Origin of the sequence: Pseudomonas sp. PONIH3, assembly GCF_002934345.1 — a bacterium.
GTDB classification, from domain to species: Bacteria; Pseudomonadota; Gammaproteobacteria; order Pseudomonadales; family Pseudomonadaceae; genus Aquipseudomonas; species Aquipseudomonas soli.
Genome location: NZ_CP026386.1, coordinates 1204872 through 1218750, shown reverse-complemented (window position 1 = coordinate 1218750; position 13879 = coordinate 1204872). Strand labels below are relative to the sequence as shown.

Below are 13879 nucleotides of genomic sequence, written 5' to 3'. Positions count from 1 at the left end.
CCATTTAGGGACCCGAACCATGTCAGCACGCTGGACAACCGCAGTACTCGACCCGCAGACCACCGGGGGGCTGGCCGTCGCCCGCAGCCCGGACGGGTTCCTGATGGACGCCAACGGCGCGCTGTTCCCCCGTGACTGGCTCAAGCGCCAGGACCTGGACGTGTTGTGCGAGCATGGCATTGGTCACCTGGACGGCGAGCCGGTGTTCCTGCTGGAGCTGCGCAGTGCCAGCGAAGTGTCGGGTTGCGGCTGGCAGGGGCTGCGGCGGTTCATGCTTGAAGGCGACTTCGATACGTACAAGGTGCTCGGTTACGCCGCGCAGATCGGTACCTGGGCTCGCGAGCACCGGTTCTGCGGCAGCTGTGGTCAGCCGATGACGCAGATCCACTGGGAGCGGGCGATGTACTGCCAGCCGTGCGATTTGCGCAGCTATCCGCGGATTTCACCGAGCATGATCGTGTTGATTACTCGCGGCGACGAGGTGCTTTTGGCCCGTTCGCCACGCTTTGTCACCGGGGTCTACAGCACCCTGGCCGGGTTCGCCGAGCCGGGGGAGTCGGCCGAGGATTGCCTGGTGCGCGAGGTGCGTGAGGAGGTGGCGGTCGAGGTGAAGAACATCCAGTACGTCGGCAGCCAGTGCTGGCCGTTTCCGCATTCGATGATGCTCGGGTTTCATGCTGAGTATGCGGGAGGGGAGATTGTCATGCAGGCGGATGAGATCGAGGATGCGCAGTGGTTCAATGTGCATGAGTTGCCGCCTTTACCGGCGGGGCGGTCGATTGCGCGGTATTTGATTGATTTGTATGTGGCGCGGCGGTTGGGGATGTCTGAGCCGGTTTTGCCTGCCTGATATCTGGTTTCTGGTTTCTGGTTTCTGGTTTTAGTTGGGTTGGTTGGTTTTGGAAGTTGTATGCGCATTCATTTGTGATGGCGACGCTTATTCACCTTTCCGCCCTTACGGCGGCCTACTTTGGTCTTGGCCAAAGTAGGCAAAGCCGCTCGCTCCATTCATACGGCCCCTACGCTTCGCTCCGGGGTTCCCTCACTCCGGCCTTGCTCCCGGGAGGACCGCGCTGAACGCCCCATCCTGGGGCGCAGCGCTTGACGGGCATCCATGCCCGTCAAGCGCTGCGCAAGACCTCCGTTCGGCCTCCTGAAGTCGCGAAGTTACGAGCGGCGCCTGGACTGGCGCAGCTGTCGCTAGTTGGAAGCTTAGTTGATCTGTCGATTGTCGCTGGGCAGCCAATATATAACTAACTGTCAGTTAACTAGGTTTGAATTTTCATCTCTTGCTCTTGCTCTTGCTCTTGCTCTTGCTCTTGCTCTTGCTCTTGCTCTTGCTCTTGCTCTGCTTCTAAGCGCGCAATATTCCAGGCGCCGCCAATTGCGACTTCAGGAGGCCGAGTGGAGTTCTTGCGTAGTGGGGCGACGGCCATGGATGGCCGTCGAGCGCTGCGCCCCAGGATGGGGCGTACAGCGCGGTACCCACGGGAGCAAGAACGGAGCGAGGGAACCCCGGAGCGCAGCGTAGGGGCCGTATGAATGGAGCCAGCGGTTTTTGCCTACTTTTGCCCAAGAGCAAAAGTAGGTCGCCGTTGAACTGACCCCCGAAAGTTGGACAGGTAGCGCTATGCGGCCAGCGCTTGGGTTCGGAATTCTACCGGACTCAAGCCATTCAGTCTGAGACTGATGCGTTCTTGGTTGTAGTAGGCGATGTAATCCTCTAGTCCTGATGCCAGTTGCTCAACACTCTCAAACGACTCCAGGTAAAAAAACTCGCTCTTGAGCGTGCCGAAAAAGCTTTCCATGGCGGCGTTGTCCAGGCAATTGCCCTTACGCGACATGCTCTGCTCGATATTCTTCCCAGCCAGCATATGCCGGTAAGTTGGCTGTTGATACTGCCAGCCTTGATCGGAATGCAGTATCGGTGTGTCACCTGGATTCAGCCGCTCGAAGGCTTGCTCCAGCATTGTCGAAACCATCTTGAACTCAGGACGCCGGTTGATCTGATAAGCAAGGATCTCGCCGTTGTACAGGTCCATCACAGGCGAGAGAAACAGCTTCTGCCCCTTTACCTTGAACTCTGTCACGTCGGTTGCCCATTTCTGATTGGGGGCTTCTGCCTTGAATTTGCGTTTGAGTAGATCAGATGCAACAACCCCCTCGGAGCCTCGGTACGAGCGATATTTCTTAACTTTTACCAGAGATTTGAGGTCCATCAACTGCATCAGTCGCTGCACTGTTAATGGCCAATTAAACTGACCCACCTCTGGCCAACAATTTTGACCCACCCATAGTGGCATTGGCCACCGACCATGTAGCGTCACCCGCCTTATGCACAGGCCGGGGACAGATCATTGAAGGAGTGGGTTGTGATTCACAAGATCAAGGGGTTGTATGACCAGGGCCGAGGCCTGTCGGTCCGTGCCATCAGTCGTGAGCTGGGGATTTCCCGGAACACCGTACGCAAGTATCTCCACCTGGATGAGATGCAGATCAGCGCTACCATTGCTGACCCTTCACGCACCAAGGTGCTCGACGAGCACCGCGATTATCTGATTAATCAGTTGGGTCAGTTTCCAGCCCTGAGCGCAGTCAAGCTGGCCCGTCGCCTGAGGGAGCGCACCACCGAGCTGGCGGTGTCAGACCGGAGCATTCGCCGCTATGTGCAAGCGCTCAAGCAGCAGGTTGCCAGTGGCCAGTTGCGCTATTACGAGCCGGTCGTTGAGTCAGTGCCTGGCGTGCAGTGTCAGGTCGACCCCGGTGAGCTGCGAGGCGTCATGATTGGCGGCCTGGAGCGTGTCGTTCATTTTGTGGTGTTTGTGCTGTCCTGTTCACGGCTGATGTATGTCGGTCTGAACTTCCGGCCGCTGGATACCGAACGGTTTATCCAGATGCACGACGAGGCCTTCCGCTACTTCGGCGGCGTCACCGAGGAGTGCATCTACGATCAGACCAAGATGGTGGTGATCAACGAGCAGTACCGTGAGCTGACGCTGAACCAGCGCTTCCACCAGTATGCGACTACCGTCGGGTACCGCATCCATGCCTGCGAGGGCTATGACCCGGAGAGCAAGGGCAAGGTGGAGGCCGGGGTCAAGTACGTCAAGCGTGACTGCTTCTACGGCGAGCACTTCCAGGACGAGGCCGCCGTCCGACAGCACCTGAATGATTGGCTCGAGACTGTCGCCAACGCACGCGTGCACGGCACGACGGGGCAGCATCCAAGAGCGCATTTCGAGGCACTGGAGCGTAGTCAGCTCAAGCCCTATCTCGTCCCGCAGAACCTGCTGCACGTGGCGCCGACAAGGGAGACCCGCAAGGTCGACAAGACCGGCTTGATCTCATGGCAGGCCAACAAGTACTCGGTACCCATGGCCTGGCAGCAAGCCCGTGTCGGTGTCAGCGCACAGGACAACCAGTTGCTGATCCATGACCTGGAGAGCGGTGAACTCATAGCCACCCATGACCTGTGCAAGGCCAAGGGCCGGATGATCAAGAACAACAACCATTACCGAGACCATGCCCAGCGCATTACCGACCTGGAGCGCGGCATCGACTCGATCCTGCCCGATGCCCTTGGGGCAACCCTGTGCCAACTGCTCAAGCGTACTTCGCCGCGTATCTACAAGGATCAGCTGGTTGCTGCACGCGACCTGCTCATGGCCCATGCGCCGGTTGATACGGCGTTGCTCGGCGAGTTGTGCGAGCGCAGTGAACTGACCGCCACCGGGCTCAAGCGCTACCTCGAAGCATGGCAGCAAGCCAAGGCGCGGGGCCGGATCATCGGCGACCATGACTATGCGCCAGAGGCCGGTAGCCAGGTTAGTCACGCCGACCTGAACGCTTATGCCCGCATTGGCCAGTCGACTGGCCACGGGGTGACCCAATGAGCCTGCTCGACAGCACTATCGCGCAGTACCGAAGCCTGCGCCTCAGCGCGACCGCGGGTGAGCTGGCCACCCTGCTGGCCAGAGCCGAAGCCAATGAACTGTCCTACCTGAGCTTCGCCCAGTCACTGGTCGAGCATGAGCTTAACGCCCGCTCCAGTAGCCGCGTAAGCCGCAACCTCAAGCAGGCGCAGTTCCCCTCGGAGAAGCATCTGGAGGCCTTCGATTACCGGCACCAGACCACCATCACCAAGCGCCAGGTCAGCACCTTGCTGGACTTCAGCTTTATCGACAACCGCGACAACCTGGTGTTCATCGGACCACCGGGTGTGGGCAAGACCCACTTGGCCATTGGGATTGGCCACAAGGCGGTTCAGGCGGGCTACAAGGTGCTGTTCCGCACGGCTCTGGCGTTGGTCGAGGATCTGGAGCTGGCGGAAATGAAGGGCGAGCTGAAGAAGCGCCTTAATCAGCTGAGCAAATACGACGTGCTGATCATCGATGAGCTGGGCTACCTGCCGATGACGCGCCAAGCCCGGTACAACCTGTTCCAGTTAATCAACAACCTGTACGAGTACCGCTCGGTCATCCTGACCACCAACAAGGACTTCACCAGCTGGGGCGAGTTCTTCCATGACGACAACGTGGCCGTGCCCATCATCGACCGCGTGATCCACCATTCACACATCTTTATGCTGGGAGGTGAGAGCTATCGTTTGAAGCAGAAAACCGGCGGTTAGCGGTGAGCAAGTGGGTCAATTCTATTGGCCAAAAGTGGGTCAAAATTAATGGCCATTGACACTGCACCTTCTTGTGGTTGACCACCTCGCCATTGTGCCCGAGGGCCGCAGTGATGCGACGATAGCCGTACCGCCCCTTATTTCCGTGATAGAGGCTGTTGATGCGCTCTTTGAGAGCAGCATGCTTGTCAGCCACCAGCACTTTGCTTTGGTAATAAAAGGTACTGCGTGCCAGCCCTGCAGCACGTAGCAGCAGAGCAAGTCGATGCCCGCGCCTCAATCCTTGGATAGCCTGCGTTTTCTTGCCTGCGCAGTTCGAGGGTCCGCTTGGATCAAGGCATCGAGCTTTTTTAGATAAGCATTCTCCGCGCGCAGGTATTCCAGCTCTTCGAGCATTTGCTTTGGTGTCAGCTCGCTGTCCGTTGGAGTGGGCGGGCTTGTGCTGGACTGTTTTGATGGTTTGCGGGGCATGCTGAACTCTCGGGTACGGCGCGGGTGAAGGGCTTCTACTCCGCCTTTATCGTACAACCTTTTCCATTGCCTGATGCTACTCGGGCCGCGGATATCAAACTGCACGCAAGCTTGCTGAGCGGACAGTCCGTCTTGCTCAATGCACTGCAAAACCTTCAATTTGAACTGCGCGTCGTAGTGGCTGTACTTGGCAATCAAACCGGCTGCACCGTGTTGCTCGTAGCCCTTTACCCAGCGGCGTAACAGCGATGGACTCAGGTCATGCTTGAGCGCCACCTCATGAACACTGCGGGCAGAAAGGCACTCTTCGATGAGTATCTGCTTGAGTGCCAGGTTGTATTTCGTCATGGAACACCCTCCGGTTGGGGATCAGGTGTCCAACTTTCGGGGGTCAGTTCACGTAAAGGCGAAAAGGTGACTAGATGTCGATACATTTCAAGAAGATGTATGCAAAATCAAAACAATCGAGCCAGGGCCAGAGCCAAATTTCTGATCCCTACCCAAACCAATGCTGCCAAGCCAACCGCACAGTCAACGCCAGCACCACAGTAATAAACACCGGCCGAATGAACTTGCTACCCCCGCTGATCGCCGTACGCGCCCCAAAAAACGCCCCGCCCATCACCGACACCCCCATGCACAACCCAACGATGTAATCCACCTGCCCGGAAATGACAAACACCGTCAACGCCGCAATGTTGCTGACAAAGTTCATGCTGCGCGCCACACCACTGGCCCGAACCAGGTCGATGGGATAGAGCAGCAACGTGCTCACGGTCCAGAAAGCACCGGTACCCGGCCCGGCCACGCCGTCGTAGAAGCCCAGGGTGAAGCCCTGCGGAAACTGCCACTTCCTTTTGATCGGCGCATCGGCATCCACCGGCGCCTTCGGTGTTCCGCCGAACAGCAGGTAGACGCCACAGGCGAACACGATCACCGGGAGCATCTTGTTCAACCACTCGGCCGGCATGTAGTGAGCCACCACCGCGCCGATCAACGCGCCTACCAGGGTACCGACGATCGCCAGGCGCCATTGCGCCGGATGGAACAGCTTGCGCCGGTAGTAGGTGATGCTGGCCGTGGCCGCGCCGAAGGTCGAGCTGAGCTTGTTGGTGCCCAGCACCAGGTGCGGCGGCATGCCGGCAGTGAGCAGCGCCGGGGTCGTCAGCAGGCCGCCGCCACCGGCGATGGCATCGATGAAACCTGCAACAAAGGCGACCAGGGCGAGAATCAGCAGGGTGAGCGGTTCTACGGTGAGTTCGAAGGGCATGAGGGCACGGGCAGGCTGGACGGCGGGGTGCGGCAAACGGCCGCGCTAGAGGGGCACATGGTAATCCCGGATGGTAGGGGTTGCCAGTGCCGCCTCATCGCGGGGCAAGCCCGCGCCCACGTCTGTTCGTAGCGCGTGGGAGCGGGCTTGCCCCGCGAGGGATGTCACAGGAACCAGCGATACTCCCGCGCGCTGACCTCATGGAGAAACGCCAGCTGGTCCTGGCGCTTGTTCTCGCAATAGACCATCACGAACTCCGCGCCCAACCCCTCGTTGACCGCCGGATGCCCACGCATCGCCGCCACCGCGCCGAGCATGTCCTTGGGAAAATCGATCCCGCTGCCACGGTCCTCGTTGAGCGGCGCGATGGGCTCCTGCGCGGCATCCAGCCCGTGCTCCATGCCGCACAGGATCGCCGCCAGCACCAGGTACGGATTGGCATCCGCCCCGGCCAGCCGATGCTCGATCCGCAGGTTGCGCGGATCCGACTCAGGGATGCGGATACAGGCGTCGCGATCCTCGAAGCCCCAGCTGGCGCGGCTGGCGGCGTTGACCATGGCCCCGTAGCGGCGAAACGCATTATGGTTGGCGGCGAATATCGGCATGCAATGCGGCAGCAACGCCAGGCAACCGGCCACAGCATGACGCAGCGGCCGTTGGTTATCGGCAGACAACAGGTTGTTGCCCGCCGGGTCGTACAGGCTGACATGCACATGCATGCCGCTGCCCGGCGCGTGCAGATAGGGTTTGCTCATGAACGAGGCGCGCAGCCCGTGCTTGAGCGCCACGCCCCGGGTGCTGCGGCAGAACAGCGCCGCCCAGTCGGCGGCGCGCAGGCCATCGTCGCAATGGCCGAAATTGATCTCGAACTGGCCGGGGCCAAGTTCGGCGGTGATGACATTGGCGTCCACTCCTTGGGCATTGGCGGTCTCGACCATTTCGCGCAGTACGTCGGCAAAGCGCGACAGGCGCTCGATATGCATGTTCGGCTGGTCGTCGGCATCGCCACTGGCCGGGTCGCGGGGGAACTGCGGAAGGCCCTCCTTCAGCGTCCTGTCGAACAGGTAGAACTCCAGTTCAAACGCCACCACCGGGCGGATGCCTCGGCTTTCGAGGCGTTGCAGGACGCGGGCCAGCACCTCGCGGGGTTCGAATTCGATGGGCGCCGCAGTGCCGTCCGAGGTGATCAGCATCTGCCCCAGCGGCTCTCGCTCCCAGTTCACCGGCTTGAGCGTACCGGGTACCAGGCGGCGCGGGGCGTCCGGGTCGCCGTCGTTGAAGCAGTAGTCGCCGATCGGGAACAGCCCGCCCTGCACGCCGAGCAGTACGCAGTTCTGCGGCAGCTTGAGCGGGCTGCCGGCGGCGACGTTTTCCAGCATGTCGATGGGGTAGCGCTTGCCGTAGAAATGCCCGGGGATGTCCAGGCTGATCAGGTCAACGTAGCGCACGTCGGGGTGTCGGGCGCGGAAGGCGCGCACTTCGCTGAGCAGGTCGGGGAAGCCTGTTGTACTTGTCATTGGCATGCTCTCAACGGAAGACCCAGAGAACCCGGGTCGTTCGGGCGGTCAGGTTGGCGTAGCGGAACTGGCTGTGGGGTGGCAGCTGGAAGCTGTCGTTGGGCCTGAGGGTGACGGCGTCGTCGCGGCCCTCGAGCCACAGGGTCAGCTCGCCCTCGAGGACGAAACCGCCTTGTTCCGAGCTGTCGTCCAGATGCCCCTCGCCACTGCTGGCACCGGGCGCCAGGTGGCTTTCGAGCATGGCGAAGCGGCCATTGAGGGTCGGCGAGACCAGCACGTCGGTGACCCCGGCGGCGTAGTACAGGGTGCGTCGCTCGCCGGGGCGGGTCACCCAGTCGATCTCGCGGGGCGGCACGGCCTGATAGAAATAGGTGGTCGGTACGCGCAGCGCTTCGCTGATGGCGGTCAGGTCGGCCACCGTCGGCCGCGACAGGCCGCGTTCGACCTGGGAGAGGAAGCCCAGCGAGCGGTTGACGCGAGTTGCCAGCTCGTCGAGGGTCAACCCCCGATGCTTGCGCAGGTCGCGGACCTGGCGGGCGAGGGTTTGGATATCGTCAGACATGATCGCGCATCCTGTACCAGGCCTTGGCCGCCGCCTCCAGCGGCGCGGCCAGCAGGTCGCCACCGGGGAAGCGGCCGTTATCGATGCCCTGGTAAAGCTTCAGCAGGTCGTCGTCACCGAGGATCGCGTCGCTGACCGCGCGTGCACCGGCCAGGGTCGGCAGTACGCCGTGGCCGGAAAAACCCTGCAGCCAGTAACGTTGGCCCTGGCGCCCGATATCCGGCGTGCGCTGGATGCTGCAATCGATGTGGCCGCCCCAGGCATGCTCGATGGCGACCCCTTGCAACTGTGGGAACACCCGTTCCAGGTACGGCCGGGTGGCGCCGGCGACGTCCTTGGGGATGCCACCGAGGTACGTGCAGCCACCGCCGAACAGCAAGCGGTGGTCGGGTGTAAGGCGGAAATAGTCGGGGACGAACTGGTTGTCGATCACGCAACTGTTGCGTGGCAGCAGCGAGGCGGCGAAGTCGGCGTCCAGCGGCGCCGTGGCCACCTGGTATGAGCCCACCGGCAGCAGACGACGCGACAGCGTGCGGTCGAGGCGGTCGATATAGGCGTTGCAGGCCAGCACCATTACGCGACTGCGCACCTCGCCCTGATCGGTTCGGGCGGCGAAGCCGTCGGCGTGTTCCTGGTAACCCATCACCTGGCTCTGCTCATAGATCCGCCCGCCATGCGCTTCGATCACGGCGGCCAGGCCCTGGGCCAGCTTCAGCGGGTTGAGGTGGGCGCCATTGGGATCGTACAGCGCGGCCTGGTAGCGGGGGCTGTCGACCCACTCGGACAGTTCCTCGCGGTCGATCAGGCGCAGGCAGTCGTAGTCGAGCTTCTCCTGTGCTTCACGCTGGGCGTCCTCCAGCAGTTTTACCCGGCGCGGCAACACGGCGGTCCACAGACTGCCCAGGCGGTAATCGACGTCGAAGCCATGGCGCAGGGGCAGTTCGCGCAGCTCGCCGGCGGCCCAGCACATGCTGTCCCACAGGCGCCGGCTGCGCTCCAGGCCCAGGGCTCGCTCCAGCGGGGGCATGTCGCACGACCAGCCCAGCAGTGCCTGGCCACCGTTGCGCCCCGAGGCGGCCCAGGCCACCCGGCTGGCTTCCAGCAGGGTCACGCGCTGGCCGGCCAATGTCAGGCGCAGGGCCGTATGCAGGCCGCTGAAGCCGGCACCGACGATGAGGATGTCGGTGTCGTGGGCGCCCTGCAGGGTGGGGCGCAAAGGGATGGTGGCGGGGTAGGTGCGGGCGTAGTAGCTGGCGACGTGCTGGGCGGATTGCTTGAACATGCCGGGGCCTCGTGAAATTTTTTCTGATTATTTTCATGAAAAAATAGCAGAGGATTTTCATTTCGCCAGTAGATGGCGTCATCGTGCTAGGTAGCTGCCTTGCGCCGCGGCTGTCGGGGTTTGCCGGCTGCTGACTTGCCCTTGCCAGCGCTTTTGCGCTTCTTCTTCCAAGGTGCCGCGGCTTTGCCCGCCGCCGGCCCGCTGATGGTCAGGCGCATGCCGCTGCAGCGTTGCACCAGCTTGCCCATCCACGCCGATTGCCGGGCGACGAACTCCTCCAGGCTCATTTCCCCGCTTTGCACCATGTCCAGCGCCTGCTCCCAGATCGCCGTGGTGCCAGGATCGGCGATGGCCCGGGGCACGGCGTCGATCAGGCTGAAGGCGGCAGGCGTGGCCGACAGGGCCTTGCCGTTCTTGACCAGGTAGCCACGGTCGAGCAGGCCCTGGATGATGCTGGCGCGCGTCGCCTCGGTGCCGATGCCGGTGGTTTCCTTGAGCTTCTGCTTGAGCCTGGGGTCGTCCACCAGCTTGGCGACGTTCTTCATCGCCTTGATCAGGTCGCCTTCGGTGAAAGGCTTGGGGGGCTGGGTCCACAGGTCCTTCAATTGCAGATCCCGCACTGAACAGTCCTGGCCTTCGCGCAACGCCGGCAGCACTTGGGCCAGTGGCGCTTCGCGACCCTTGGCCGGGGCCAGCGCCTCAGGCAATGCCCGGCGCCAGCCCGGTTCGACGATCTGCTTGCCCACCGCCCGCAACGCATGGCCGGCGCAATCGAACTCGGCCTGGGTGCGGTCGTACTCATGGTTGGGCAGGAACTGAGCCAGGTAGCGAGCGCGGATCAGGGTGTACACCGCCTTGTACTTGGGTGGCAGGCGCGCCGGGTCGCTGGCGGCGGCGGTGGGGATGATGCCGTGGTGGGCGCTGACCTTCTGGTCGTTCCACGCCCGTGAACGGCGCTGTGGGTCCAGGTGGTCCCGCAGTGGCGCGAGGTTGCTGTCGGCGCGCTGCAAGGCGGCGAGGATGGCTGCGGCCTCGCCATGCTGGCTGAGGGGCAGGTACCCACTGTCGCTGCGCGGGTAGGTGATGAGCTTGTGGGTTTCGTAAAGGGCCTGGGCAATGTCCAGGGTTTCCTGGGCGCCGAGGCCGAGCTTCTTTGAACACAGTTCCTGCAGGGTGCCGAGGTCGAAGGGCAGCGGCGCGGCTTCGCGCACCCGTTCGGTGGCGATCTTCAGCACCCGGGCGCTGCCGGCAGCCTGCATGGCGGCAGCGGCTTGTTGCGCCAGGTCCTGTTTCAGGCAGCGGCCCTGATCGTCGCAGGCGTCCTCGGGGGCGCGCCATTGGGCGTTGAACACGGCGCCCGCACTTTCCAGCTGCACGTCGATGGCCCAGAACGGCACGGGTACGAAATCGGCGATGCTGCGGTCGCGGTCCACTACCAGGCGCAGTGTCGGAGTCTGCACCCGGCCCACCGGCAGCACGCCTTGATAGCCGGACTGGCGGCCGAGCAGGGTGAACAGGCGGCTCATGTTCATGCCGATCAGCCAGTCGGCCCGCGAGCGGCCCAGGGCCGAATGGTAGAGGCTGAAGGTCTCCTGGCCGGGCAGCAGGCGCCCAAGGGCCTTGCGGATCGAGGCATCGTCCAGCGCCGACAGCCACAGGCGCTGGATCGGCCCGCGGTAACGGCAGTGCTCGACCAGTTCGCGGGCAATCATCTCGCCCTCGCGGTCGGCATCGGTGGCGATCACCAGTTCGCGGGCTTCGCCCAGCAGGCGCTTGACCGCCTTGTACTGGCTGGCGGTCTTGGGCTTGACCGTCATCTTCCATTTTTTCGGGATGATCGGCAGGTCTTCTAGGGTCCAGCGTTTGTAGCGCTCGTCGTAGCTGTCCGGCGGGGCGGTCTCCAGCAGGTGGCCGATGCACCAGGTCACGCAGACATCGGTGCCTTGCCAGCAGCCATCGCCGCGGCGCTGGGCGCCGAGGACCTTGGCGATGTCTTTTGCCTGGGAGGGCTTTTCGCAGAGAAAGAGGCGCATGGCCGAAAACGCTTCATCGTGAAAGTTGCCCCCTAGGATGCGCAAGGCAGGGCGTGCAGGCAAGTTTTATCTGTATGCATGTACAGGTTTTTTGCCTGCATCTTTGGCAGGGACGTCATCCCTTCGGGTTGGACGAGGTGGCAAATGCGTGCCAGCTTTGCCTTTCGCCCGTCAGTCGTGTCACCGGACGATGTCGCTGGGGTGTCCTTCCTACAAGAACAACAGGGATGTAAACCAATGCCCGTATTCGATTACCGACAGCTCGACAGCACTGCCTCCTCTGCGCTGTACAAGGACGCCATGGCGCTGGCCACCTACGCCTACCATGGCATCGACGATGGCTTCAGCGCCGGCTACCAGAAATACGGCTTCGGCCTTGGCCTGCCGGCCACGCTGGTCAAGGCGCTGATCGGCGGCACCGACAGCCAGGGCGTGATCCCCGGTATCCCCTGGAACCCCGACTCCGAAGCCCGGGCCCTGGCCCAGGTCAAGGCCGCCGGCTGGTCGCCGATCAGCGCGGCGCAACTGGGCTACCAGGGCAAGACCGACGCCCGCGGCACCTTCCACGGCGAAGCGCCGGGCTACACCTCGGCGCAGGTGGAGATCCTCGGCCGCTATGATGCCGCCGGCCAGCTCAGCGCTATCGGTATCGCTTTTCGCGGCACCAGCGGCCCACGCGAGAACCTGCTGGGCGACACCATCGGCGACGCCATCAACGACCTGCTGGCGGCGATCGGCCCGGCAGGTTATGCCCGTGATTACGCCGGCAACGCATTCGGGCAGTTGCTCGCCGATGTGGCGGCCTTTGCCAAGGCCAACGGCCTGAGCGGCGCGGATATCACCGTCAGTGGTCACAGCCTCGGCGGCCTGGCAGTCAACAGCCTGGCCGACCTGAGCGGCTCGCGCTGGGGCGGTTTCTACCAGGATGCGCGCTACGTGGCCTTCGCCTCGCCAACCCAGGCCGCCGACGCCAGCAAGGTGCTCAATATCGGCTACGAGAACGACCCGGTGTTCCGTGTGCTCGACGGCACCTCGGCAACCTGGGGCACCCTGGGCGTGCACGACGGCGCCAAGGCCTCGGCCACCAACAACATCGTCAACTTCAATGACCACTACGCGTCCGACGCCTGGAACCTGCTGCCGTTCTCCATCGGCAACATCGCCACCTGGCTGTCGCACCTGCCGACGGCCTACACCGATGGCCTTGGGCGTGTGCTGGACTCCTCCTTCTATCAGTGGACCAGCCGCGACTCGACCATCCTGGTCAGCAACCTATCGGACGTGACCCGTGGCTCGACCTGGGTCGAGGACCTCAACCGCAATGCCGAGCCGCACAAGGGCAGCACATTCATCATCGGCTCGGACAAGGACGACCTGATCCGTGGTGGGCGCGGCAACGACTACCTCGAAGGCCGGGCCGGCAACGATACCTTCCGCGATGACGGCGGTTTCAACCTGATCGACGGCGGTGCCGGCCATGACACCCTGAAGCTGCAGGATGCCTTGGCCAACCTGAGCATCGCCCGGGATGGCGAAGGCACGCTGTACGTGCGTGACGCCGAGGGCGGCATCAGCCTGGTGCGCAATGTCGAAAACCTGGTGAGCAAGGAGTCCAGCCTGCTGATCTTCAGCAAGGAAGTCAGTCACGCGGTGGCGGCGCAGGGGTTGTTCGAAAGCGGCAAGATCACCCCCTATGCGTCCTCGCTCAACGGCACCCAGGCAAGCGACCAGCTGGTGGCGGGTAATCAGGGGCAGTGGCTGTTCGGCCTGGGCGGTGACGACCGTCTGCAGGGCGGCGCCGGCAATGACGTGCTGGTCGGTGGCTCGGGCAACGATGTGCTGATGGGTGGCGGCGGGCGCGACACCTTCCTGTTCAGCGGCCATTTCGGCCAGGACCGGGTGCTGGACTTCACAGGCCAGGATCGGCTGGTATTCATTGGCGTGGAAGGCGGCACCGCCGCGCCGGACTGGCGTGCCCATGCCAGCCAGGTGGGGGATGACCTGGTGCTGAAGTTCGGCGGGGACAGCGTGACGCTGGTGGGGATTGCGGGGCAGGGGGTTGGGGATGGGCAGATCGTGATTGCTTGATCCTGGGGTTGCGGTTCGTCGGCACG

Annotated in this window: 12 protein-coding genes and 1 pseudogene; 4 read left to right on the top strand and 9 right to left on the bottom strand. The window is 62.9% G+C overall.

All coding sequences use genetic code 11. The annotated features are described in order from the left end of the window. The first annotated feature begins 19 nt into the window (after positions 1 to 19). Positions 20 to 850 carry an NAD(+) diphosphatase gene (nudC, locus tag C3F42_RS05480; RefSeq protein ID WP_104444149.1) on the top strand — a complete coding sequence of 277 codons (831 nt, stop codon included), beginning with the start codon at positions 20 to 22 and terminating at the stop codon, positions 848 to 850. 418 nt (positions 851 to 1268) lie between these two features. On the opposite strand, the gene C3F42_RS29290 is transcribed toward nudC, so the two are convergent. Together C3F42_RS29290 and C3F42_RS05475 are read right to left on the bottom strand one after the other, a co-directional pair. Then, the gene (locus C3F42_RS29290) at positions 1269 to 1436 is read right to left on the bottom strand and encodes a hypothetical protein (protein WP_158659534.1); all 168 of its coding nucleotides are present in this window, start codon (positions 1434 to 1436) and stop codon (positions 1269 to 1271) included. A gap of 192 nt (positions 1437 to 1628) precedes the next feature. Continuing rightward, positions 1629 to 2243, bottom strand: a pseudogene (locus C3F42_RS05475) (IS3 family transposase); the annotation flags it as partial. 129 nt (positions 2244 to 2372) lie between these two features. Between C3F42_RS05475 and istA the strand changes: the two are divergent. Together istA and istB are read left to right on the top strand one after the other, a co-directional pair. Then, complete coding sequence (gene istA, locus C3F42_RS05470) at positions 2373 to 3893, top strand: IS21 family transposase (RefSeq protein WP_081273177.1); 1521 nt, start codon at positions 2373 to 2375, stop codon at positions 3891 to 3893. Further along, positions 3890 to 4630, top strand: a complete 741-nt coding sequence (gene istB / locus C3F42_RS05465; protein ID WP_064491510.1) for an IS21-like element helper ATPase IstB — start codon at positions 3890 to 3892, stop codon at positions 4628 to 4630. The genes istA and istB overlap by 4 nt, the downstream gene beginning before the upstream one ends. On the opposite strand, the gene C3F42_RS30180 is transcribed toward istB, so the two are convergent. The 7 genes from C3F42_RS30180 to C3F42_RS05430 form a co-directional block, all read right to left on the bottom strand. Beyond that, positions 4581 to 4826 carry an IS3 family transposase gene (locus C3F42_RS30180; RefSeq protein WP_158659532.1) on the bottom strand — a complete coding sequence of 82 codons (246 nt, stop codon included), beginning with the start codon at positions 4824 to 4826 and terminating at the stop codon, positions 4581 to 4583. The genes istB and C3F42_RS30180 overlap by 50 nt on opposite strands. Positions 4827 to 4906: 80 nt before the next feature. Continuing rightward, positions 4907 to 5449, bottom strand: coding sequence for a helix-turn-helix domain-containing protein (locus tag C3F42_RS05455; protein ID WP_023631905.1), 543 nt, complete (start codon positions 5447 to 5449; stop codon positions 4907 to 4909). 148 nt (positions 5450 to 5597) lie between these two features. Beyond that, a complete protein-coding gene (locus tag C3F42_RS05450) occupies positions 5598 to 6371 on the bottom strand; it encodes a TSUP family transporter (protein WP_104444146.1) in 774 nt (257 codons plus the stop codon). A gap of 164 nt (positions 6372 to 6535) precedes the next feature. Continuing rightward, positions 6536 to 7888, bottom strand: a complete 1353-nt coding sequence (locus C3F42_RS05445; protein WP_023632200.1) for a glutamine synthetase family protein — start codon at positions 7886 to 7888, stop codon at positions 6536 to 6538. A gap of 10 nt (positions 7889 to 7898) precedes the next feature. Beyond that, on the bottom strand, positions 7899 to 8450 hold the full coding sequence (locus tag C3F42_RS05440) for a helix-turn-helix domain-containing protein (RefSeq protein ID WP_104444145.1): 552 nt from the start codon (positions 8448 to 8450) through the stop codon (positions 7899 to 7901). Continuing rightward, on the bottom strand, positions 8443 to 9732 hold the full coding sequence (locus C3F42_RS05435) for an FAD-binding oxidoreductase (protein WP_104444144.1): 1290 nt from the start codon (positions 9730 to 9732) through the stop codon (positions 8443 to 8445). The genes C3F42_RS05440 and C3F42_RS05435 overlap by 8 nt, the downstream gene beginning before the upstream one ends. 86 nt (positions 9733 to 9818) lie before the next feature. Further along, positions 9819 to 11765, bottom strand: coding sequence for a DNA topoisomerase III (locus C3F42_RS05430; protein WP_104444143.1), 1947 nt, complete (start codon positions 11763 to 11765; stop codon positions 9819 to 9821). 237 nt (positions 11766 to 12002) lie between these two features. Between C3F42_RS05430 and C3F42_RS05425 the strand changes: the two genes are divergently transcribed. Continuing rightward, positions 12003 to 13853, top strand: a complete 1851-nt coding sequence (locus C3F42_RS05425; RefSeq protein ID WP_104444142.1) for a polyurethanase — start codon at positions 12003 to 12005, stop codon at positions 13851 to 13853. Positions 13854 to 13879 lie beyond the last annotated feature (26 nt).